The organism is Enterobacter sp. RHBSTW-01064, from assembly GCF_014103035.1.
Classification (GTDB): Bacteria; Pseudomonadota; Gammaproteobacteria; order Enterobacterales; family Enterobacteriaceae; genus Enterobacter; species Enterobacter mori.
This window is the reverse complement of record NZ_JABXOU010000002.1, coordinates 742,026-766,156: the sequence shown is the minus strand read 5'-3', so window position 1 is coordinate 766,156 and position 24,131 is coordinate 742,026. Positions and strand designations below refer to the sequence as shown.

Genomic DNA, 24,131 nt, shown 5'->3' with positions numbered 1-24,131 from the left:
GGCGAAGTTACTGATATGAACGCTCCATTTAGCTACTCTTCACCCACGCTCAGCGTTGAGGCGTTAAAGCACTCCATCGCCTACAAGCTGATGTTCACCATCGGGAAAGATCCGGTTATCGCCAACAAACACGAGTGGCTGAACGCCACCCTGTTTGCGGTGCGTGACCGTTTAGTCGAACGCTGGCTGCGCTCCAACCGCGCCCAGCTCTCGCAGGAAACGCGTCAGGTTTATTACCTGTCGATGGAATTTTTGATTGGCCGCACCCTCTCCAACGCGCTGCTGTCGCTCGGTATTTATGACGACGTCAAAACCGCGCTGGAAGAGATGGGGCTGGATTTAGAAGAGCTGATCGACGAAGAGAACGACCCCGGCCTCGGAAACGGTGGCCTGGGACGTCTTGCTGCCTGCTTCCTTGACTCGCTGGCGACGCTGGCGCTGCCGGGCCGCGGGTACGGCATCCGCTACGACTACGGCATGTTCAAGCAGAACATCGTGGATGGCCGCCAGAAAGAGTCCCCGGATTACTGGCTGGAATACGGCAACCCGTGGGAGTTCAAGCGTCACAACACGCGCTATAAAGTGCGCTTTGGCGGGCGTATTCAGCAGGAAGGCAAAAAATCCCGCTGGGTCGAAACCGAAGAGATCCTCGCCGTAGCCTATGACCAGATCATCCCCGGCTACGACACCGACGCCACCAACACGCTGCGCCTGTGGAATGCCCAGGCCAGTAGCGAGATCAACCTCGGTAAATTTAACCAGGGCGACTACTTTGCGGCAGTGGAAGATAAAAACCACTCCGAGAACGTGTCCCGCGTACTGTATCCGGACGATTCGACCTACTCGGGCCGCGAGCTGCGCCTGCGTCAGGAGTATTTCCTCGTCTCCTCGACGATTCAGGACATCCTCAGCCGCCACCATCAGCTGCACAAAACCTACGCCAATCTGGCGGAGAAAACGGCGATTCACCTCAACGACACGCATCCGGTGCTCTCCATTCCGGAACTGATGCGCCTGCTGATCGACGAACATAAGTTCAGCTGGGATGACGCCTTTGAAGTGACCTGTCAGGTGTTCTCGTACACCAACCACACGCTGATGAGCGAAGCGCTGGAAACCTGGCCGGTGGATATGCTCGGCAAAATTCTGCCGCGCCACCTGCAGATTATCTTTGAAATTAACGACTACTTCCTCAAGACCCTGCAGGAGCAGTACCCGAACGATACTGGCCTGCTGAGCCGTGCGTCGATCATCGATGAATCCAATGGTCGCCGCGTGCGCATGGCCTGGCTGGCGGTGGTGATCAGCCACAAGGTCAACGGGGTGTCGGAGCTGCACTCGAACCTGATGGTGCAGTCGCTGTTTGCGGATTTTGCGAAGATTTTCCCGACGCGTTTCTGCAACGTGACCAATGGCGTTACGCCGCGCCGCTGGCTGGCGCTGGCGAACCCGCCGCTGTCTGACGTGCTGGACGAGAATATCGGCCGCACCTGGCGCACCGATTTGAGCCACCTGAGCGAACTGGAACAGCACATTGATTTCCCGACGGTGAATAAAGCCGTGCGTGAAGCCAAGCTCCTCAACAAAAAGCGTCTGGCGGTCTGGCTGGCGATGCATCTGAACGTGGTGGCGAACCCGAAAGCGCTGTTCGACGTGCAGATCAAGCGTATTCACGAGTACAAACGTCAGCTGATGAATGTGCTGCATGTGATCACGCACTACAACCGTATCAAGGCCGACCCTACGGCTGACTGGGTGCCGCGCGTGAAGATCTTTGCCGGTAAGGCGGCTTCCGCCTATTACATGGCGAAGCACATCATTCACCTGATTAACGATGTGGCGAAGGTGGTGAATACCGATCCGGACATCGGCGACAAGCTGAAGGTAGTTTTCATCCCTAACTACAGCGTGAGCCTGGCGCAGCTGATCATCCCGGCGGCGGATCTCTCAGAGCAGATTTCCACGGCGGGGACGGAAGCGTCCGGCACCAGTAACATGAAGTTTGCCCTGAACGGCGCGCTGACCATCGGCACGCTGGACGGTGCGAACGTCGAGATGCTGGAGCATGTGGGGGAGGAGAATATCTTTATTTTCGGTAATACCACGGAGGAGGTGGAGGAACTGCGCAGGCAGGGCTACAAACCGCGTGAGTATTATGAAGAGGATGAAGAGCTCCGTCAGGTGCTGACCCAAATCGCGACCGGGCTGTTTAATCCTGAAGAGCCCGGACGCTACCGGGACCTGGTGGATTCGCTGATTAACTTTGGCGATCACTATCAGGTGCTGGCGGATTATCGCAGCTACGTGGATTGTCAGGACCGGGTGGACGAGCTGTATCGTCAGCAGGAGAAGTGGACCATCACCGCGATGCATAACATCGCCAATATGGGATATTTCTCGTCTGACAGGACCATCAAGGAGTATGCCGAGACGATCTGGCATATTGATCCGGTGCGGTTGTAAAAACAAAGCCGGGTGGCGGCTTCGCCTTACCCGGCCTACTCGATCCCGTAGGCCCGGTAAGCGCAGCGCCACCGGGCTTTTTTCTAATTACGACGCGAGTGACAATTCACGCTTTCCCGCATGCTGCTGCAGCCACTGCGCCACGCGAGACTGCTGCTCGGCGTTAAGCCACATCCCCTCTTTGGTACGACGCCAGATGGCATCATCCAGGCGGCGAACCCACTCGTGCTCCACCAGGTAACGCAGCTCGGCTTCATACAGCTCATGACCGAAATGCTCGCCCAGATCGGCTAGCGCTTTCGCGTCACCCAGGAATAGCTCGGTGTTGCTGCCGTAGGTGCGGGCATAGTGGCGCGCCATGCCTTCGGTGATAAACGGGAAACGACGGCGCAGCTTCGCGGCGTAATCATCGCGGTTATCGCCGATATCACCGCCAGGCAGGACCGCGCCTTTGGTCCATGCCGGGCCAATGCCTTTATAGTACGGTGCCAGTTTTTCCAGCGCGTGCTCGGCCAGCTTGCGATAGGTGGTCAACTTGCCGCCAAACACCGACAGCAGCGGCGCCTGGCCGTCTACGTCGTGAATATCGAGCGTATAGTCGCGGGTGATGGCCTGCGGTGAGTCAGACTCGTCATCGCACAGCGGACGCACGCCGGAGTAGGTCCAGACCACATCATTGCGCGCCAGCTGCTTCTTAAAGTGCGCGTTATACACTTTCAGCAGGTAGTTCACTTCGCTTTCGTCGATCTCGACGTTTTTCGGATCGCCTTTGTACTCCACGTCGGTGGTGCCGATGATCGAGAACTCGTCCATCCACGGGATGACAAACACGATGCGTTTATCTTCGTTCTGCAGAATGTAGGCCTGCTTCTGGGTATGCACGCGCGGCACCACAATGTGGCTGCCTTTGATCAGGCGGATGCCGTACGGAGAAGGCAGGTGCATGCCGTCATCGAAGAACTGCTTCACCCACGGGCCGGTGGCGTTCACCAGACCGCGCGCTTTCCAGCTGAACTTCTCGCCGGTATCCACGTCTTCCGCTTCCACAATCCACAGACCGTTTTCACGACGCGCGGCGGTGGCGCGGGTACGGGTTTTCACCTCGCCGCCTTTTTTCTCTACCATCTGCGCATTCGCCAGCACCAGACGCGCATCGTCCACCCAGCAGTCGGAATATTCGAAACCGCGCACGATTTCAGGCTTAAGGACCGATTCTGAGCCAAAACGCAAACCGTTCGAACCCGGCAGGCTGGTGCGCTTACCCAGATGATCGTACATAAACAGACCAATTCGGATCATCCACGCCGGACGCAGATGTGGGCGATGGGGCAGGCGGAAGCGCATCGGAATAGCCAGATGCGGGGCCATTTTCAGCAGCACTTCGCGTTCGGCCAGTGCTTCACTGACCAGGCGGAATTCGTAGTGTTCCAGGTAGCGCAGGCCACCGTGGATCAGTTTGGAGCTGGCGGACGAGGTCGCGCAGGCGAGATCGTTAGCTTCCAGCATCAGCACGGATAAACCGCGTCCTGCGGCATCGACCGCAATACCGGCACCGTTGATGCCACCGCCTATCACAATCAGATCTTTGGTTTCCATAACACCCTCACGCACTTTCGTTAAAGCTCAGAAATGTTCGATATCGCTCATAATAGCAAAGGAACGCGCTTTTGGTAACATCAAAAAAACAATTTAGAGTGATATGGATAACATAATGGCGTTTACCCGCCGCCAGGACGTACACTACGGGGTAAAATCTTGTCGTTGACCACAGTAAAGAGAACACCATGGATCAGTTTGAATGTATTAACGTAGAAGAAGCCCACCAGAAGATGCACCAGGGAAAAGCGGTGCTGGTGGACATCCGCGATCCGCAAAGCTTTGCGATGGGCCACACGCCGGGCGCGTTCCATCTCACCAACGACACGCTGGGCGCGTTTATGCGCGATAACGACTTCGAGACGCCGGTCATGGTCATGTGCTACCACGGCAACAGCAGCAAAGGCGCGGCGCAGTATCTGCTTCAGCAGGGTTACGACGCGGTGTACAGCGTCGACGGCGGCTTCGATGCATGGCATCGTCATTTCCCGGCAGAAGTGGAATACGCTTTTGAGCGCTGATCCCGCTATACTGTCCCCTTTTGTGTGGAAATAAGCGACCGTCGCCCATGTTGATGATTACCTCCTTTACCAACCCGCGCGTCGCCCAGGCGTTTGTCGACTATATGGCGACGCAGGGCGTTATCCTGACCATTCAGCAACATAACCAGACCGACGTCTGGCTGGCCGACGAGAGCCAGGCCGCGCGCGTAAATGAAGAACTGGCGCGTTTCCTTGAGAACCCTGGCGATCCGCGCTATCTGGCGGCAAGCTGGCAATCCGGCCACACCGGCAGCGGGTTGCACTACAGTCGTTTTCCTTTCCTTGCCACCATCCGCGAACGCGCAGGGCCGTTTACGCTGCTGCTGATGGCGGCCTGCATTATCGTCTTCATCATTATGAACGTGGCGGGCGACCAGAGCGTAATGATTGCCCTGGCGTGGCCGTACGATCCGTCGCTGCAGTTTGACGTCTGGCGCTACTTTACCCACGCGCTGATGCACTTCTCGGTGATGCACATCCTCTTTAACCTGCTGTGGTGGTGGTATCTCGGCGGTATCGTGGAGAAGCGACTCGGCAGCGGCAAGCTGATCGTTATCACCATTATTAGCGCCCTGCTGAGCGGCTATGTGCAGCATAAATTCAGCGGCCCGTGGTTTGGCGGATTGTCAGGCGTGGTGTACGCCCTGATGGGCTATGTCTGGCTCAGAGGCGAACGCGACCCTGAAAGCGGCATCTATCTGCAACGCGGATTGATAACCTTTGCGTTAGTATGGCTAATTGCCGGATGGTTTGATCTGTTTGGTATGTCTATTGCCAACGGTGCGCACGTCACCGGGCTGGCCGTGGGGCTGGCGATGGCCTTCGCCGACACGCTCCATGCGCGAAAACGAACATAATTCTCAGGGATAATTGATGAAACAAACACAACGTCATGACGCCATTATCGAACTGGTTAAAAAACAGGGATACGTCAGCACCGAAGAGCTGGTGGAGCAGTTTGCCGTCAGTCCACAAACCATCCGTCGTGACCTGAACGACCTGGCCGATCAGAACCGCATTCTGCGCCACCACGGCGGGGCGGCGCTACCGTCCAGCTCGGTCAATACCTCCTGGCATGACCGTAAAGCCACGCAGACGGCAGAGAAAGAGCGGATTGCCCGCAAGGTCGCCAGCCAGATCCCAAACGGGGCGACGCTGTTTATTGATATCGGCACCACGCCGGAAGCGGTAGCCCATGCGCTGCTGGATCACGAGAACCTGCGCGTGGTGACGAACAACCTGAACGTGGCCAATACCCTGATGCAGAAAGACGATTTCCGCATCATCCTCGCGGGCGGCGAACTGCGCAGCCGCGACGGTGGGATTATCGGCGAAGCGACGCTTGATTTTATCTCTCAGTTCCGCCTCGACTTCGGCATTCTGGGGATCAGCGGCATCGACAGCGACGGCTCGCTGCTGGAGTTTGATTATCACGAGGTGCGCACCAAGCGCGCGATTATTGAAAACTCACGCCACGTGATGCTGGTGGTAGACCATTCCAAGTTTGGCCGTAACGCGATGGTGAACATGGGCAGCATCAGCATGGTGGATGCGGTTTATACCGACGTGATGCCGCCAGCGGGCGTGATGCAGGTGATTAAAGATAATAATTTGCAGCTGGAATTGTGCTAGGAATTGTGTCGGGTGGCGCTACGCTTACCCGACCTACAAAACCCCGTAGGCCCGTGCAAGCGTAGCGCCGCCGGGCAATGAATTACACACCGTACCCCATCATCTTCAACAATTGCTGCGCATGCTGCACCGCATCCTGTCGATGCGCCACACCCAGCTTCTGATACAAATTGCGGATATGCGTTTTGATGGTGGTCGCCGCCACCGCCAGCTCGCCGGCAATCTGCTCGTTGCTGTAGCCGGAATAGATCAGCCCGAGAACCTGCCATTCACGCTGGGTGAGCGGGCTGGTGCGGATAAGTTCCGGGACTTCCGGGTGGTTCAGCAGACGTTCTACAAAGTTCTCATCGAAATGCGCGAACTTATGGCGATGGTGCTGGTTAATCTCGCGCAGAATACGCTGAGCGCGATGCTGATCCAGTTCCGGCAGCGTATTGAGCTGAATAAGCTGGCGCAGCTGCTGCGCCATGACTTCGCCTTCAATGACAAAGTGGCTGACAAACCCGGTGCGGTTAGCCAGCTGTAGCGCTTCCAGCAGCACGCGCTGGGCGTCATTTTTACGCCCGGCCTGCCAGTAGAGCTGGTTCAGCAGCAGCAGGTTGCGGTTCAGGTCGCTCATCAGCCGCAGGCTGCGCGCGTTTTCGTTTAACTCCTCCAGCACGATCTCAGCCGGTTCAAACTCACCCAGCAGGATCTGCGCGCGGGCAATGTTCCGCCACTGGCTCTGCAGGAAGTGGTTGTTGGCAAATTCCGGTTTCGGCGTTTGACGCAGCCAGTTGGCGGCGGACTTTTTATCGCCGATCATCTGCCAGTAAATCACCCGAACCTTATCGGCGTTTGATACCCAGTCGCTGTGGTACTGACCGTTGCCGAGCAGGTTCTCCAGGCGGTTAAGGTGGTTGCGGGCATTATCCAGATCCCCACGCGCCAGCGAACACTGGACCAGCAGCGCCAGACACTGCAGCTGCTGCTGCGGCTGGAAGCTGGAGAGTACGTCTACACCCTGACGGGCGCAGCTTTCGGCCTCGTCCAGACGTGACCATGCCCACAGCAGCTGCGCGCGAATACGCAACAGGAACTCATGCATCGGCAGCTGTTCCAGATGCTGTTCACGAATCAGCTGGAACGCTTTTTCCTGATTTTCCCAGGCGGCCTGCAGGAACCCCTGCGCAAATAAAATCTCGCTCTGTTGGATCAGGCTCCACAGCGCGTAGTGCCAGACATCGTGCCGACGTGCCATCTGCTCGGTTTGCTGCATCAGTGAAAGCGAACGGGTGAGGTCGCCTTTGCAGTGCAGTACTTCGCCGTGCACCGAGGTCGCAACGATGCGGCTGTAGAAGTTAGCCAGCGGCAGTTCATCCAGCGCGACCATCGCCAGCCGTTCAGCTTCGTCCGGGTCGCCGTCGTTAATGGCCACCTGAGCGCGCAGGGCGTTGAACTCGCCGTGCAGGGTGGCATCCATTTCGCTTTCCATCTCCTGCTCGGCGCGTGCCAGCAGGGTGTTAACTTCGCTGTAGCGATGCTGGCTCTGCATCAGCCAGGCCTGAAGCAGCACCAGACGCGGGTTCTCCAGCAGGCTTTCCCACGGCAGAGCTTTTAACGACTCTTCGAGCAGCGTCAGCTCGCTGTGGTTGAACAGGCCCCATGCATGGTTGAGGAGGATATCGCGCAGCATGCTGGCATCACCGGCGGCCAGCGCGTGGTGGATGGCCTCGCTCGGGAAGCCTTGTGCCATCCAGCTTTCGGCAGCGGCGCGGTGAATTTCCGGCAGTTCAACCGCCAGTTCCCACTGACAGCGCTGGCGCAGGAAGCTGCCAAACAGCGGGTGATAGCTAAACCACTCACCGGGGTCGTCCATGCGCGTCAGGAAGAGGCCCTGACGTTCAATCTCTTCAAGCTGTAGCTGACCGTTCTCACAGCCGGTAACGCGCACGATCAGCGCATCGTTCATGGAACGCAGCAGGGAGCTTTTCAGCAGGAAATTACGGGTGGAGGGATCGACGCTGTCCAGCACCTCATCCACCAGATAATCAGAAAGGTGGCTGGCGTTGATGCCCGCCAGACGTCGCGCAGACTGATGCGCCGGACTGTTGTTTTGCCGGGCAGAGAGCGCGATAAGCTGCAGCGCCGTGGCCCAGCCCGCGACATCATCACACAGGCGGCTGCTTTCGGCGGCCTCAATCGGTGAGGTCAGGCGGCAGTCAAAGAACTGTTTCGCTTCCTGGTGGGTGAAGGCCAGCTGCTGGCTGCCCACTTCGAGAAGCTGATCGCGCACGCGCAGGTTGGCAATACCCAGCTGCGGCAGGTTACGCGACAGGACAACTAAGGTCAGGTTTTCCGGCTGATGGCGCAGGAAGAAGCGCATCGACTCGTGGATCACCGGGTTTGTGATCAGATGATAGTCATCAATCACCACATAAAGCGGACGATGCCATTCTGCCAGTTCGATAAACAGCTGTGAGAAAAGGGAAGACAGGCTGGCGTACTGGCGTTTTTGCACCATCACCTCACTGGCGACGCAGTGTCCGTTGGTGGCCTGTTGAATGGCGGCAATCAAATAGCTGGCAAAACGCTCCTGCTGGTTATCGCCCTCATCAAGGGAGTACCAGCCGAGATCGCTCTTACCTGCGGCCCATTGTGAAATGAGCGTTGTTTTTCCATAACCTGCAGGACTCGTAACCAGCGCCAGTCGGAAATTATGCGCGCCGGAAAGTTTAGCCAGCAGACGCTCGCGGACCACTGTATGGTCAAGACGAACCGGGCGACTTAATTTAGACGGAATCAACATAGGTTTCACTTCACTGTGGGGAACGAGAGATTTTATTTTTTTTGCGCTTCGTAATTAATGGATATAAGGTCGGCCAATAAGTTAACTATTGCAAGTTATGTCTGGATTTGGTGGCTGTGAATTTGCACTCTGTCACAAAACATTCAGGCAGATGATGGAACTTTCTGGAAAGGTCTTTGATGCCCCGTCAATGCTGGCTTGTATGGTTGTGTTGCGGCTGCGCTGAAACTGGTTTCAGAAAGGGACAGTGACGTTAAATTTAATATACTGCTGGTAAAGTTAAGGGAAATTAATAATCGCCTTAGTTATTACCCGATTGCAGAAATATTATTGTACGTAAGTAATCATTTCCGCGAGGAATAATTTCTTACGAAACTGCATTTCATTTTTTTGACACTCTTCCAGGATATCTTTTCTCCCGCCGTGCACACTTACAGAGTGGCCTCGATCACACTTTTATGCTCATCCCCGCTACTCCTCCCTGTCTAATCCCCCACAGGAGGAGGAAGAGGCGGAATGAGCCAGGCACACTAGCGCCAACATGTGTTTTCTTTCTACAGGATGCCAATTCCCTATGTCACAGCCTACCTTCAACAAAGCTCAATTCCAGGCTGCCCTGACACGTCAGTGGCAGCGTTTTGGCCTTCGTGCTGCAAACGAGATGACGCCTCACCAGTGGTGGCAGGCGGTGAGCGGTGCGCTCGCAGAGCAACTGGATGCTCAACCGGTGGCGAAGCCTGTTAAGGGCCAGCGTCACGTGAACTATATCTCGATGGAATTCCTGATTGGCCGCCTGACCGGCAACAACCTGCTGAACCTCGGCTGGTATCAGGACGTCGGCGATGTGCTGAAAGAACACGACATTAACCTGACCGACCTGCTGGAAGAAGAGACCGACCCGGCGCTGGGGAATGGTGGTCTGGGGCGCCTGGCAGCCTGCTTCCTTGACTCTATGGCAACCGTTGGTCAGTCCGCGATTGGCTATGGTCTGAACTATCAGTATGGCCTGTTCCGTCAGTCATTTGCCGACGGCCATCAGATGGAAGCGCCGGACGACTGGCATCGCAACACCTATCCGTGGTTCCGCCACAACGCGCAGCTCGATGTGCAGGTCAGCATTGGCGGGAAAGTCACTAAGCAGGGACTCTGGGAACCGGCATTCACCCTCACCGGTGAAGCCTGGGATCTGCCGGTGCTCGGCTACCGTAACGGCATGGCGCAGCCGCTGCGTCTGTGGCAGGCGAAGCACGCGCATCCGTTTAACCTGACCAAATTCAACGACGGCGATTTCCTGCGCGCCGAGCAGCAGGGTATCGACGCCGAGAAGCTGACCAAAGTGCTCTACCCGAACGACAACCACCTGGCGGGTAAAAAGCTGCGCCTGATGCAGCAGTACTTCCAGTGCGCCTGCTCCGTGGCGGACATTCTGCGTCGCCATCACCTGGCGGGCCGCAAGCTGGCGCAGCTGCCGGACTTCGAAGTGATTCAGCTCAACGACACGCACCCGACCATTGCCATCCCGGAACTGCTGCGCGTGCTGATCGACGAACATCAGCTTAGCTGGGACGACGCCTGGGCCATCACCAGCCGTACCTTTGCCTACACCAACCACACCCTGATGCCGGAAGCGCTGGAGTGCTGGGATGAGAAGCTGGTGAAAACGCTGCTGCCGCGTCATATGCAGATCATTAACAAGATTAACGACCAGTTTAAAACGCTGGTGGATAAAACCTGGCCGGGCAACAAAGCGGTCTGGGCGAAGCTGGCGGTGGTGCACGATAAGCAGGTGCGCATGGCGAACATGTGCGTTGTCAGCGGTTTTGCCGTTAACGGCGTGGCGGCGCTGCACTCGGACCTGGTGGTCAAAGATCTGTTCCCGGAATACCACCAGCTGTGGCCGACCAAATTCCACAACGTGACCAACGGCATCACGCCGCGTCGCTGGATCAAGCAGTGCAATCCGCTGCTGGCCGGCCTGCTGGACAAGACCCTGAAGAAAGAGTGGGCCAACGATCTGGACCAGCTCATCAACCTGGAAAAATACGCCGACGACGCGAAGTTCCGCGAGCAGTACCGCGCGATCAAGCTGGAGAACAAGGTTCGCCTGGCGGAGTTTGTGAAAGTGCGCACCGGAATTGAGATCAACCCGAATGCGATTTTCGATATCCAGATCAAACGCCTGCACGAGTACAAACGTCAGCACCTGAACCTGCTGCACATTCTGGCGCTGTACAAAGAGATCCGCGAGAACCCGCAGGCCGACCGTGTGCCGCGCGTGTTCCTGTTCGGTGCGAAAGCGGCGCCGGGCTACTACCTGGCGAAAAACATTATCCTCGCCATCAACAAAGTGGCGGCGGCGATCAACAGCGATCCGAAAGTGGGCGACAAGCTGAAGGTCGTGTTCCTGCCGGATTACTGCGTCTCGGCGGCTGAAATGCTGATCCCGGCGGCGGATATCTCCGAGCAGATCTCTACCGCAGGGAAAGAAGCGTCCGGTACCGGCAATATGAAGCTGGCGCTGAACGGCGCGCTGACCGTCGGTACGCTCGACGGAGCAAACGTCGAAATCGCCGAGAAGGTCGGTGAAGAGAATATCTTCATCTTCGGCCATACCGTGGAAGAGGTGAAAGCCATCAAGGCCAAAGGCTACGACCCGGTGAAATGGCGTAAGAAAGACAAAGTGCTGGACGCGGTGCTGAAAGAGCTGGAAAGCGGCAAATACAGCGACGGCGACAAGCACGCGTTTGACCAGATGCTGCACAGCATGGACAAACACGGCGGTGACCCGTATCTGGTGATGGCGGACTTCACGGCCTACGTTGAAGCGCAAAAACAGGTCGACGTGCTGTATCGCGACCAGGAAGCGTGGACCCGCGCGTGCATCCTGAACACCGCCCGCTGCGGCATGTTCAGCTCTGACCGTTCAATCCGTGATTATCAGGCCCGTATCTGGCAGGCAAAACGCTAAGGAAGCGCGATGGAGAGTAAACGTCTGGACAGTGCCGCGCAGGCGGCGGGGATCAGCCTCAGTTACATCAATGCGCACGGCAAACCGCAGTCTATTGGCGCCGACACCAAAAGACGTTTGCTGGATGCCATGCACAAAGCCGACGCGAAAGCGTCGGTTGCACCGGTGCCGAACGTGAAGGTCTTCACCGCAGGCAAAAAGATGCCGCTGGCGGTGGAGGGGCGCGGCGAGTTTAGCTGGCTGCTCACCACCGAAGAGGGGCATCAGCACAAAGGCCACGCGACCGGTGGCAAAACGCTCAACCTTCCGGCGAAGCTGCCGGAGGGCTATCACACCTTAACGCTCACCCAGGATGACCTGCGTTTCCACTGCCGGGTGATCGTCGCGCCAAAACGCTGCTACGAGCCGCAGGCGTTGCTCGAAGGTAAAAAGCTGTGGGGCGCCTGCGTGCAGCTCTACACCCTCCGTTCGGACAACAACTGGGGCATCGGTGATTTTGGCGACCTGAAAAAGATGCTGGTGGATGTGGGCGAGCGCGGCGGCGCGTTCATCGGCCTCAACCCGATCCATGCGCTTTATCCGGCGAACCCGGAAAGTGCCAGCCCGTACAGCCCGTCGTCCCGTCGCTGGCTGAACGTGATTTACATCGACGTTAACGCGTTAGATGACTTCAAAAACAGCAAAGAGGCGCAAGCGTGGTGGAACCTCAGTACCACGCAGCACGCGCTGAAGCAGGCGCGCGACGCCGACTGGGTGGACTACGCCACCGTCACCGCGTTGAAAATGGCGGCACTGCGTCTGGCATGGAAAGGTTTTGCGAAGCGCGATGACGAGCAGATGACGGCCTTCCGTCAGTTTGTCACCCAGGAGGGCGAAAGCCTGTACTGGCAGGCGGCGTTTGATGCGCTGCACGCGTATCAGGTGAAAGAGGACGAAATGCGCTGGGGCTGGCCGGTCTGGCCGGAAGCGTATCAGACCGTCGACACGCCTGAAGTGAAAGCCTTCTGCAAAAAATACGCTGACGAGGTGGACTTCTACCTATGGCTGCAGTGGCTGGCGTACAGCCAGTTTGCCGCCTGCTGGCAGGTGAGCCAGGGCTACAAGATGCCGATTGGCCTGTATCGTGACCTGGCCGTTGGCGTGGCGGAAGGCGGTGCGGAAACCTGGTGTGACCGCGAGCTTTACTGTCTGAAAGCCTCCGTCGGCGCGCCGCCGGATATCCTTGGCCCGCTCGGCCAGAACTGGGGCTTGCCGCCGATGGATCCGCACGTGATGGCGGCGCGCGCCTACGAGCCGTTTATCGACCTGCTGCGCGCGAACATGCAGAACTGCGGGGCGCTGCGTATCGACCACGTGATGTCCGTGCTGCGCCTGTGGTGGATCCCGTACGGTGAAACGGCCGACCACGGGGCGTACGTGCAGTACCCGGTTGACGATCTGCTGTCGATCCTGGCGCTGGAAAGTAAGCGTCACCAGTGCATGGTGATCGGTGAGGATCTCGGTACCGTGCCGGTGGAAATTGTCAGTAAGCTCCGCGACAGCGGCGTCTACTCCTACAAAGTGCTCTATTTTGAAAACGACCATGAGAAAACCTTCCGCGCGCCGCAAGCGTACCCTGAACAGTCAATGGCAGTCGCGACGACGCATGACCTTCCTACGCTTCGTGGCTATTGGGAAAGCGGCGACCTGACGCTCGGTAAAACGCTGGGACTCTATCCTGATGAAGAGGTTCTGCGCGGCCTGTATCAGGATCGCGAACTCTCCAAACAGGGGCTGCTGGATGCGCTGCACAAGCATGGCTGTCTGCCGAAACGCGCCGGGCATAAGGCGTCGTTGATGTCGATGACCTCCACGCTTAATCGTGGTTTGCAGCGCTATATTGCCGACAGTAACAGCGCTCTGCTGGGCCTGCAGCCGGAAGACTGGATTGATATGGCGGAGCCGGTGAACATCCCGGGCACCAGCTATCAGTACAAGAACTGGCGTCGCAAGCTGTCCACAACGCTTGAGAAGATGTTTGCCGATGACGGGGTGAACAGGCTGATTAAGGATTTGGACAAGCGCAGAAGAGCGGTGGGTAAGAAGCGGTAGTTTCACCCTCACCCTAACCCTCTCCCAGAGGGAGAGGGAATAGAATGTAGGCCGGGTAAGCGTCAGCGCCACCCGGCTTTTTTACATCAAACCACCATATTCAACAGCAGAACCCCGACCAGACCGCACACCGAAATAATGGTTTCCAGCGCGGACCAGGACTTGATGGTTTCACCGATCGTCAGGTTGAAGTACTCCTTGAACAGCCAGAAGCCCGGATCGTTCACGTGAGAGAAAATCACGCTACCGGAACCGACTGCGATAACCATCAGCTCAGGGCTTACGCCCGTGGTCGCAATCAACGGGGCAACGATACCGCCTGCGGTGATCGCCGCAACGGTTGCAGAACCCAGCGCAATACGCAGCACGGCAGCAATAGACCAGGCCATCAGGAGCGGCGACACGTTGGTTTCATGCATCATGGCAGCGATGTATTTGTCCACGCCGCTGTCGACCAGAACCTGCTTGAACGCACCGCCACCGCCGATGATCAGGAGCATCATGGCAATGATTTTAATGGAAGAGGTCAGCGTGTCGTTGATCTGATCCATTGAACGACCGCGGTTAAGGCCGAAGGTGAACATCGCGATCAGCACCGCAATCAGTGTTGCCATCACCGGGTCACCCAGGAATTCCGCAACGGCCAGGAACGCGTGACCTTTTGGCAGGACCATCTCCGCCACGGCGCGCATCGCCATCAGAATGACCGGCACCAGAGAGGTCCAGACGCTGACGCCAAAGCCAGGCATCTCTTCTTCGGTAAAGGTTTTGGCGCTGTACAGCCCTTCAGGAATCGGCTTATCAATGCCTTTCAGGAAGCGCGCATAAACCGGGCCCGCCAGAATCACGGTTGGGATTGCCAGAATCGTACCGAACAGCAGGGTTTTACCCATATCTGCGTGGAAAATGGTGGCGATAGCGGTTGGGCCCGGGTGCGGCGGCAGGAAGCCGTGGGTCACGGACAGCGCCGCAGCCATTGGCACACCGACATATAGCAGCGGGATATTTGCCGCAGCCGCGATGGTGAACACCAGCGGCAGCATCAGCACGAAGCCCACTTCATAGAACAGCGCGAAACCGACGGTAAAACCGGTTAAGACCACGGCCCACTGAATGTGCTGTTTACCGAATTTGGCGATCAGCGTGGTGGCGATGCGCTGCGCACCCCCGCAGTCCGCCAGCATTTTGCCGAGCATGGCGCCGAAGCCCATGATCAACGCCAGGCTGCCGAGCGTACCGCCGACACCGGCTTTAATCGAGCTGATGACTTTCACCAGCGGCATCCCTTGCATCAGACCGACTGCAAGTGCCACCAGAACCAAAGCGATAAATCCGTTCATTTTGAAACGGATCATCAAGAGCAGTAATAACACAACACCGATAGCGACGATGACTAATGGCATGATTTACCTGGCCTTTGAATTGTTATGGGTAACGTCATTGTTTCAACGACAAATTCCGATTGTCCCAACTGGGAACAGAGCGTTAACGGCACTCATACTGATGCCTGCGAAACCATTAAGTTTAGTCGGCTGTTATAAGGGTGTTGAGTGCCCACGAGAATGATACGGGTAACATGATGTGATTGAGAATCACCCTGGGAGGCTAAATTTGAATTATGAGACGCAGGTCAACATATAGAGGGGGGGCTGCGGGAAAACAAAAGCCGGGTGGCGGCTTCGCCTTACCCGGCCTACGATTCGGATGCAGTAACTGTTTTGTAGGCCCGGTAAGCGCAGCGCCACCGGGCAAGACAGACGGGTACTGAATTAGTAGTAAGAGTGCTCGCCGCGCTGGTGCTCGGTCAGATCGCGCACGCCTTTCAGTTCCGGGAATTCGTTCAGCAGCTGCTTCTCGATCCCTTCCTTCAGGGTCACATCGACCATAGAACAGCCGTTACAGCCGCCGCCGAACTGCAGGATCGCCAGACCGTCTTCCGTGATTTCCATCAGGGTTACACGGCCACCGTGTCCTGCCAGCTGTGGGTTGATCTGCGATTGCAGCAGATACTCAACGCGCTCCATCAGCGGGGCATCGTCAGACACTTTACGCATTTTCGCGTTCGGTGCTTTCAGGGTCAGCTGAGAGCCCAGCTGGTCGGTGACAAAGTCGATTTCCGCATCGTCAAGATACGGCGCGCTCAGTTCATCGACGTACGCGGTGAGCTGTTCAAATTTAAGGGCGGTGTCAGTTGCTTCCACAGCGTCCGGAGGACAATACGAGACACCACATTCTGCATTCGGAGTGCCTGGATTGATCACAAACACGCGGATCTGCGTCCCTTCTTCCTGATTTGCCAGCAATTTGGCAAAGTGCGCTTGTGCAGAATCGGAAATACGGATCATAGCTTTGACCTAATAGTTGACTAAATTACCTGGGTATAATCATACGCCCATTGAAGAAGGGCTACAAGGTACGGCACAGACACCATACCTGAACCGACGCGGCGCCGCTTTGCAAAAGCAGTCGGGAAAGTTCAGCAACGGTACTGCCCGTGGTGACGACATCATCCACAAGCGCGATATGGAGGCCGTGAACCGGCAATTCAAGGCGGAAGGCATTTTTCAGGTTCCTTTTGCGAAGCCGCGCGCTGAGCTGATGCTGTATTGCGGTTGCCTGCACGCGACTGAGCGCTGAGGCAGCGTAACGGCATCCGAGCCAGCGGGCGAGCGGACGACAGAGCAGGTCGCTTTGGTTATAGCCGCGCCGCCAGTGGCGACGGTGGTGCAGGGGGACATTCATCAGCATGTCGACCCGCGGCAGCGCGCGCGTTCGTCGTGCCTGCAAAACGGCGAGAAGCAGCAAGCGGGCAAGAGGCGTCGCCAGTACGCTTTGGTGGGAAAACTTCAGTGCGTGGATAAGTGAACTGAGCGGCGGAACATAATTATCCACCGCCACAAGCGCTTGCCACGGCGGCGCTTTTTTTAGGCAGCGACCGCAGGGGATCGCCAGGCTGACCGCCGGTAACCCACACTGCGGACACCCGGCGATTCGTCCTTCCAGCGAGCGGGTACAGACGGAACACATCCCCCACGCGCTGAGCGCAAGCGGCATTCGGCATAGCCAGCACAAGCCGGGCACTGTTAGCATAGGCAACCTCCATGTAAAAAAAGAGAACGATAGCTGATGAAGACGCTGTGGTGGCAGACCGTCGGGACGGGAAATTGTCATCTTGTGCTGCTGCACGGATGGGGACTGAATGCGGAAGTGTGGCGTTGCGTAAGTGAGGAACTCGCCTCGCAATTTACGCTGCATCTGGTGGATTTGCCGGGCTATGGCCGTAGTCGCGGCTTTGGCGCGATGTCGCTTGATGAGATGGCGCAGCAGGTTTTGGATGCCGCGCCGCAAAACGCCGTCTGGCTGGGCTGGAGCCTGGGTGGGCTGGTGGCAAGCAAAATTGCGCTGGATAACCCCGGGCGCGTGAGCGCGCTGGTTACCGTGGCCTCGTCCCCGAGTTTTAGCGCGCAGGATGCGTGGCCGGGTATCAAGCCTGAAGTGCTGGCCGGGTTCCAGCAGCAGCTAAGCGAAGACTTCCAGCGGACGGTGGAACGTTTTCTCGCGCTGCAGACGATGGGAACAGAAACCGCGCGTCAGGATGCGCGCACGCTGAAGCAGACCGTGCTCTCGCTGCCGATGCCTGACGTTGAGGTGCTTAACGGGGGGCTTGAGATCCTGAAAACGGTCGATCTGCGTGAACCGCTGGCGTCGCTGGCGGTCCCGCATCTTCGTATTTATGGTTATCTGGACGGGCTGGTGCCGCGCAAGGTGGTTCCGCTGCTGGATGATCTGTGGCCGGAGAGCCAATCGTTGGTGGTCGCTAAAGCGGCACACGCGCCGTTTATCTCGCACCCTGGCGAGTTTTGTTCGGCGCTGTCCGGCTTTATTCGCGCAGTGCCCACCACTCCCTGAGGCAGGCTTTCCCTTCCGGGCAACGTTTACAGCTGCCGGACAAACAACCGTCCGGCTCTTCCTGAATGCGCACGGCTTTTCCCATCGCTTCGAGTCTTTCCAGCATGGCATCGATCATCGGCTGGGGCGTATGCAGGCTGAGGCTGAGCTGTTTTGCCTCCATGCGCCCCTGTAACGCCAGTAAATCACGAACCTGAATCAACGATGCCATCTGTTTGCCCCTTAGTGACAGTCGCCAGCCGGGCTGTTGCAGCAGGAGGTCGGCGTTTTACGCGTCGCCAGCAGGTTGATATCAACGCGGCTCCGCGCCCGGCGCAGCAAGCCCATCACCATCACGTTAAACAGGATCACCGCCAGGATGCAGACCAGGCTGTAACGCGGGTGCTGGCTGAAGTTAACGGTCTGATAGAACACCGTCGCCAGGGAGTAAGCGATATTCAGCCCCCACAGAATGGAGAAGCCCATCCAGCCGCGGCTGGACTCACGGGCAATCGCCCCCATTACCGAGATGCACGGAATGTACAGCAACACGAAGATGAGGTAGCTGTAGGCCGCTGACGCACTGCCGAATTTCTCGCTCATCACGCCCATGGCGCCGGTCGCCATTTCGCCGTCGCCTTTGCTGGCCTCAATCGGGTTCGCCAGCACGCTCAGGCTGAAGGTGTCTTTCAGGCTCTGCCAGGTTTCCTCAACGGCACCCAACAGTTCGTCGCCGAGGTGAAACTCTGCCGGATTGAACTCTTGCTCCTGAATGTTCTCTGCGGTGTAGAGTGTGTTCAGCGTCCCGACAACCACCTCTTTCGCCATTGCGCCGGTGAACAGGCCAACGGTCGCCTGCCAGTTATCCTCCTGCACGCCAATCGGTTTGAAGACCGGCGTGATGACGCGGCTGACGGAGGCGAGGGCAGAGTCGTTGATGTTATCTGCCGCCTGACCGCTCAACGTGAAGCTGTTCAGCGCGCTCAGGAAGATACTGACGATGACAATCACTTTACCGGCGCGCAGCACGAAGCCTTTCAGGCGCTGCCAGGTCTGGATCGCCAGGCTCTTCAGATGCGGTACGTGGTAAACCGGCAGCTCCATCACGAACGGTGACGCTTCACCGCGCATAATGGTGTGCTTCAGCATCAGACCGGTCAGGATTGCCATCACGATGCCGAGCACGTACAGCGAGAAGACCGCCAGCGCGCCCTGCTGACCAAAGAAAGCGGCGGCAAAGACCGCAAAGATGGCCAGGCGCGCGCCGCAGGACATAAATGGCGCCATCATGATGGTCATCAGCCGCTCGCGCGGCGCATCAAGCGTACGTGCACCCATCACCGACGGCACGTTGCAGCCGAAGCCAACGATCAGCGGCACGAAGGATTTACCCGGCAGCCCCAGCGCCTGCATCAGGCGATCCATCACGAACGCCGCGCGAGCCATATAGCCGGAGTCTTCAAGGAAGGAGAGGAACAGGTACATCATGCCGATCTGCGGCACCAGCGGCAGCACGGTGTTGATACCGCCGCCAATCCCCTGAGCGAGGAAGATAGTCAGCCATTCCGGGAAGTGCAGGGTATAGCCCAGCCACTGGATACCGTGCACGAATATCGCGACGGAACCGGCATCAAAGACAGGCTGGAGCGCGCCGCCGATGTTAATGGCAAGCAGGAACATCAGGTACATCACCAGCAGGAAGATGGGCAAACCGAGGAATCGGTTGAGCACAATCTTATCTACGGCGGCGGTAAAGCGGCTGGGTTCCGCCGTCAGGGCGTTGCTGACCACGTCGCAAATCGCGGCGATGGCCTGATAGCGCGCGTCCGCGATGTGCAGCGCCGGGTCATCCAGCTCGTCGCTCAGGCGTGCCAGCGCCACGTCGAGTTTATCTGCTGCGTCACCGGCATAGGCGCGGCTGTAGATATCACCTTCCAGCATCTGCAGGCCGAGCCATTGACGCTGTCTGGCAGGCATGGCGGTGTCCATCTCCTGCGCCAGCTTGCTGGCTTCGCGAAGCAGCGGCTGCGCGTAGTGCACCAGTTCAACGTCGGCATTACCTGCGTGGCGGTCAACGGCCAGCTTCAGGGCGTCAATGCCGCGCCCGCGGGTAGAGACAAGCGGAACCACCGGGCAGCCCAGGCGTGCGGAGAGGGCATCGACGTCGATGCGCAATTTCTGCTTCTCTGCGATGTCGAGCATGTTAAGGGCCACGATGCAGGGAATACCCAGCTCAAGCAGCTGCAGCGTCAGATAGAGATTGCGCTCAAGGTTGGACGCATCCACCACGTTGATGAGCAGATCCGCATCGCCGCTCAGAATATAGTGGCAGGCGATCTGCTCATCGAGCGAGGTCTGGGATGAAATCGTGGTGAGCGAATAGGTGCCCGGCAGGTCAACCAGTGTGACCTGATTGTCCGTCGTCGTGAACTGGCCTTCTTTGCGTTCAACCGTCACGCCTGCCCAGTTGCCGACGCGCTGGCGCGCACCGGTTAACTGATTAAATAAGGTTGTCTTGCCGGAATTAGGATTGCCAATTAAGCCAATAGTTAATTTTTTCATTGTAATAGACTCACTGAACCGCTGGCTTGTTATTGAGATAACGCTTCGACTTCAATTAAGGCGAGGTCTTTCTTACGCAGTACCAGATTGACGCGTCGGGTTTCGATATGAACGGGGTCGCCCAGCGGGGCCACGCGTACTACCTGGAATGACGAGCCGGGTAGCATGCCGAGTGACAAGAGCTTTTGCCGATAGGCGGGGCTAATTTCACGAGTAAAACCGGTAATTTTCCATGCACTGTCTGGAGTGAATTGCATAGCGCCTGATTCCACGAGAGGTTAAATAATCTACACAATGATGATAATGAGAATAGTTTTTATCAGCAATATTAAAACTGTGACGGAATGTTGTTAATCGTATTAATTTGCGGTCTGATTGACCTTGCTCAATATTTGCAGAATTACTCGGGAAGGAATAAAAAGCTTATTTGTTAATGGAGTGATAAATAGTGGTTTAAATATGGGGTCACCATATTTATTTTAATTCCCTGCGGTCTGCTTGCCGGGCGGCACTGCGTTTGCCCGGCCTACAAAATCGTAGGCCCGGTAAGCGTAGCGCCACCGGGCATTGACAACCTTAGCGTTTCTTACCCATTGCCGCTGCCAGCGCATCCATCATCGCGCTGTTGCCCGCAGGCTGCGCGTCACGCCCGCGCGGTTTCGCGGCCTTCGCTGCCGGACGCTGCTGTTCGCGACCGCCGCCGTTGCCGCCGCGGCGCGCGTTGGTTTCGCCCGGCTGCTCGTCCAGACGCATGGTCAGGGCGATACGCTTGCGCTGCAGATCTACTTCCAGCACTTTCACCTTCACGATGTCGCCCGCTTTGACCACGGTATGCGGGTCTTCAACGAACTTGTCGGCGAGGGAAGAGATATGGACCAGACCGTCCTGATGCACGCCGATATCCACAAACGCGCCAAAGTTGGTGACGTTGGTGACCGCACCTTCCAGCACCATGCCCGGCAGCAGGTCGTTCATGGTCTCCACGCCGTCGGCAAAAGTCGCGGTTTTAAACTCAGGACGCGGATCGCGGCCCGGTTTTTCCAGCTCTTTGATGATGTCGCTAACCGTCGGCACGCCAAACTGCTCGTCGGTGAAATCCGATGCTTTCAGGTTACGCAGCGCGCTGTTGTCGCCCATCAGGTCTTTCAGCGCCTGCTGGGTCGCGGCCAGAATGCGCTCCACCACAGGGTAGGCTTCCGGGTGAACGGTAGAGGCATCGAGCGGGTTATCGCCGTGGTTGATACGCAGGAAGCCCGCGCACTGCTCAAAGGCTTTCGGCCCCAGACGGCTCACCTTCAGCAACTGCTGACGGTTCTGGAACTGGCCGTTCTCATCACGCCAGGCGACGATGTTCTGCGCCATCATGCGGGTTAAGCCCGCCACGCGAGTCAGCAGGGGAACGGAGGCGGTGTTCAGGTCAACGCCGACGGCGTTTACGCAGTCTTCCACCACCGCATCCAGCTTGCGCGCCAGCTGCGTCTGGCTCACGTCGTGCTGATACTGGCCCACGCCGATGGATTTCGGGTCGATCTTCACGAGTTCGGCCAGCGGATCCTGTAAACGGCGTGCGATAGAGACCGCGCCGCGCAGGGAAACGTCCAGGTCCGGGAACTCCAGCGCTGCCAGTTCAGACGCGGAATAGACGGATGCGCCCGCTTCACTGACGATCACTTTCTGCGCCGTCACTTTCGGGAACTGTTTCTGCACGTCGAGGTAGAAACGCTCGGTTTCGCGTGAGGCCGTACCGTTGCCGATGGCGACCAGTTCCACGTTGTACTTCTCGCACAGCGCCGCCACCACGACGGCCGCTTTCGCTGCCTGACCAGTGTGCGGGTAAATAGTGTCGGTGGCGACAAGCTTGCCGGTGCCGTCAACGACGGCAACCTTCACACCGGTACGCAGGCCCGGATCGAGACCCATGGTCGCGCGCAGGCCAGCAGGGGCGGCCATCAGCAGGTCGTGCAGGTTGCGGGCGAAAACGTTAATGGCTTCGTCTTCGGCGCGCTCGCGCACGGTGCCCATCAGCTCGGTTTCGAGGTGCATCAGCACCTTAATGCGCCAGGTCCAGCTCACCACGCCTTTACGCCAGCTGTCCGCCGGGGCGTTGTTCAGGCGCAGGCCGAGGTGATCGGTGATGATCTGCTCGCAGTGGCTCTCTTTCGGCGGCTCGTCAAACTGCGGGTCGGCGTTCAGGGAGAGCTGGAGCACGCCTTCGTTGCGGCCGCGGAACATCGCCAGCGCGCGGTGTGAAGGGGTGGTAGAGATCGGTTCGTGGTGATCGAAGTAGTCGCGGAATTTCGCGCCTTCTTCCTCTTTACCCGCGACGACGGTAGAGACGATGTGGGCGTTTTTCCACAGGTAATCACGCACTTTAGCGAGCAGGGCGGCGTCTTCAGAGAAACGCTCCATCAGAATGTAGCGCGCGCCGTCGAGGGCGGCTTTGGTGTCCGCTACGCCTTTGTCAGCGTCGATAAATTTCGCCGCTTCGGTATCGGGATCGTGGGACGGCTCGTTCCACAGCAGGTCGGCCAGCGGCTCAAGACCCGCTTCAATCGCAATCTGCCCACGCGTGCGGCGCTTCGGTTTATACGGCAGATAGAGATCTTCGAGTTCGGTTTTGCTCAGGGTGCCATTGATGGCGTTTTCCAGCTCGCTGGTCAGCTTGCCCTGTTCGCCAATGGATTTGAGGATTGCCTGCCGACGTTCTTCCAGCTCGCGCAAATAACCCAGGCGCGTTTCCAGGTTACGCAGCTGCGTGTCATCCAGACCACCGGTGACTTCCTTACGATAGCGTGCAATAAACGGCACGGTGTTCCCTTCATCAAGCAGGCGAACGGCAGCTTCTACCTGTTCGGCTCTGGCCTGAATATCACCCGCAATAATGCGGCAGAGCGAATCTTTCATCATGGCTTTATCATCTGTTGAGTCGAAAAAATCAGGGGATAGTTATACGGGCTGACACGGCAAAATGCCAGCCGTGGAGGGCGCTCTCGGACTATTTAACATACTCGATTTCGTTCACGTACCAGCTGGCTTCACCGGAAGGGGTCTGCACGACGGCCAGATCGCCCACTTCCTTTTTCAGCAGCGCGCGCGCCATGGGTGAGTCGATGGAGATGTAATCCTTACGACCAAAAATTTCATCGTAGCCAACGATGCGAAACCGCAGGGTGTTGCCGTCATCGTTTTCAATTTCAACCCACGCGCCGAAGAACACTTTGCCTTCCTGCTGCGGGGAGTAATCGACAATTTTCAGGTTCTCGAGGCACTTCGTCAGGTAGCGAACCCGACGGTCGATCTCACGCAGTCGCTTTTTGTTGTACTGGTAGTCAGCATTTTCGCTGCGATCGCCCAGGCTTGCCGCCCAGGTGACTTTTTTGGTCACCTCGGGACGCTCTTCGCGCCACAGGTAATCCATCTCTTTTTTGAGCTTTTCGTACCCTTCGCGGGTGATCAGGGGCGTTTTCATGGTGAAGCCTTTGCTGCCGGTTTACTGTCTTGCGCACAATACGTACCACACAGTGTAACAGACAGGATTAATAATGATTTATGTGATGAAATGAGCAGATAAGCTGCTGTTAAATATGCTTTGTAACAATTT

Annotated in this window: 17 protein-coding genes; 7 read left to right on the top strand and 10 right to left on the bottom strand. The window is 57.5% G+C overall.

The window, feature by feature from the left end; translation table 11 throughout:
* Positions 1-15: 15 nt before the first annotated feature.
* A complete protein-coding gene (gene glgP / locus HV355_RS09640; RefSeq protein WP_182401703.1) occupies positions 16-2,463 on the top strand; it encodes a glycogen phosphorylase in 2,448 nt (815 codons plus the stop codon).
* 87 nt (positions 2,464-2,550) lie between these two features.
* On the opposite strand, the gene glpD is transcribed toward glgP, so the two are convergent.
* Positions 2,551-4,059 carry a glycerol-3-phosphate dehydrogenase gene (gene glpD, locus HV355_RS09635; RefSeq protein ID WP_108417706.1) on the bottom strand — a complete coding sequence of 503 codons (1,509 nt, stop codon included), beginning with the start codon at positions 4,057-4,059 and terminating at the stop codon, positions 2,551-2,553.
* A 188-nt stretch (positions 4,060-4,247) separates the two neighbouring features.
* Between glpD and glpE the strand changes: the two genes are divergently transcribed.
* From glpE to HV355_RS09620, 3 genes are read left to right on the top strand one after another with little or no spacing between them, the layout of a single operon-like run.
* On the top strand, positions 4,248-4,580 hold the full coding sequence (gene glpE, locus HV355_RS09630; protein WP_006177908.1) for a thiosulfate sulfurtransferase GlpE: 333 nt from the start codon (positions 4,248-4,250) through the stop codon (positions 4,578-4,580).
* A 47-nt stretch (positions 4,581-4,627) separates the two neighbouring features.
* The gene (glpG, locus tag HV355_RS09625) at positions 4,628-5,458 is read left to right on the top strand and encodes a rhomboid family intramembrane serine protease GlpG (protein WP_182401701.1); all 831 of its coding nucleotides are present in this window, start codon (positions 4,628-4,630) and stop codon (positions 5,456-5,458) included.
* A 16-nt stretch (positions 5,459-5,474) separates the two neighbouring features.
* On the top strand, positions 5,475-6,233 hold the full coding sequence (locus HV355_RS09620; protein WP_008503060.1) for a DeoR/GlpR family transcriptional regulator: 759 nt from the start codon (positions 5,475-5,477) through the stop codon (positions 6,231-6,233).
* Positions 6,234-6,315: 82 nt separating this feature from the next.
* On the opposite strand, the gene malT is transcribed toward HV355_RS09620, so the two are convergent.
* Positions 6,316-9,021 carry an HTH-type transcriptional regulator MalT gene (gene malT, locus HV355_RS09615; protein ID WP_089598550.1) on the bottom strand — a complete coding sequence of 902 codons (2,706 nt, stop codon included), beginning with the start codon at positions 9,019-9,021 and terminating at the stop codon, positions 6,316-6,318.
* 574 nt (positions 9,022-9,595) lie between these two features.
* On the opposite strand from malT, the gene malP reads away from it, so the two are divergent.
* Both malP and malQ read left to right on the top strand, forming a co-directional pair.
* On the top strand, positions 9,596-11,989 hold the full coding sequence (gene malP, locus HV355_RS09610) for a maltodextrin phosphorylase (protein WP_182401699.1): 2,394 nt from the start codon (positions 9,596-9,598) through the stop codon (positions 11,987-11,989).
* 9 nt (positions 11,990-11,998) lie between these two features.
* Complete coding sequence (malQ, locus tag HV355_RS09605) at positions 11,999-14,080, top strand: 4-alpha-glucanotransferase (RefSeq protein WP_182401697.1); 2,082 nt, start codon at positions 11,999-12,001, stop codon at positions 14,078-14,080.
* A gap of 86 nt (positions 14,081-14,166) precedes the next feature.
* Here malQ and gntT read toward each other — a convergent pair whose 3' ends face one another.
* The 3 genes from gntT to gntX all read right to left on the bottom strand — a co-directional run bounded on the left by gntT (position 14,167) and on the right by gntX (position 17,170).
* Positions 14,167-15,483, bottom strand: coding sequence for a gluconate transporter (gene gntT / locus HV355_RS09600; RefSeq protein ID WP_182401695.1), 1,317 nt, complete (start codon positions 15,481-15,483; stop codon positions 14,167-14,169).
* A 366-nt stretch (positions 15,484-15,849) separates the two neighbouring features.
* Positions 15,850-16,425 carry a Fe-S biogenesis protein NfuA gene (gene nfuA / locus HV355_RS09595; protein WP_010436427.1) on the bottom strand — a complete coding sequence of 192 codons (576 nt, stop codon included), beginning with the start codon at positions 16,423-16,425 and terminating at the stop codon, positions 15,850-15,852.
* A gap of 61 nt (positions 16,426-16,486) precedes the next feature.
* The gene (gene gntX / locus HV355_RS09590) at positions 16,487-17,170 is read right to left on the bottom strand and encodes a DNA utilization protein GntX (protein WP_182401693.1); all 684 of its coding nucleotides are present in this window, start codon (positions 17,168-17,170) and stop codon (positions 16,487-16,489) included.
* Between the two features lie 36 nt (positions 17,171-17,206).
* Between gntX and bioH the strand changes: the two genes are divergently transcribed.
* Positions 17,207-17,989, top strand: coding sequence for a pimeloyl-ACP methyl ester esterase BioH (gene bioH / locus HV355_RS09585; RefSeq protein WP_108417711.1), 783 nt, complete (start codon positions 17,207-17,209; stop codon positions 17,987-17,989).
* On the opposite strand, the gene feoC is transcribed toward bioH, so the two are convergent.
* The 5 genes from feoC to greB form a co-directional block, all read right to left on the bottom strand.
* Positions 17,961-18,200, bottom strand: coding sequence for a [Fe-S]-dependent transcriptional repressor FeoC (feoC, locus tag HV355_RS09580; protein ID WP_010436421.1), 240 nt, complete (start codon positions 18,198-18,200; stop codon positions 17,961-17,963). The genes bioH and feoC overlap by 29 nt on opposite strands.
* 11 nt (positions 18,201-18,211) lie before the next feature.
* Positions 18,212-20,530, bottom strand: a complete 2,319-nt coding sequence (gene feoB / locus HV355_RS09575) for a Fe(2+) transporter permease subunit FeoB (protein WP_108417713.1) — start codon at positions 20,528-20,530, stop codon at positions 18,212-18,214.
* A 29-nt stretch (positions 20,531-20,559) separates the two neighbouring features.
* Positions 20,560-20,787 (bottom strand): ferrous iron transporter A, encoded by a 228-nt coding sequence (feoA, locus tag HV355_RS09570; protein WP_010436417.1) that lies wholly within the window; start codon positions 20,785-20,787, stop codon positions 20,560-20,562.
* Between the two features lie 319 nt (positions 20,788-21,106).
* A complete protein-coding gene (locus HV355_RS09565) occupies positions 21,107-23,437 on the bottom strand; it encodes a Tex family protein (protein WP_172701526.1) in 2,331 nt (776 codons plus the stop codon).
* A gap of 88 nt (positions 23,438-23,525) precedes the next feature.
* Complete coding sequence (gene greB / locus HV355_RS09560; protein ID WP_010436410.1) at positions 23,526-23,999, bottom strand: transcription elongation factor GreB; 474 nt, start codon at positions 23,997-23,999, stop codon at positions 23,526-23,528.
* Between the last annotated feature and the right edge of the window lie 132 nt (positions 24,000-24,131).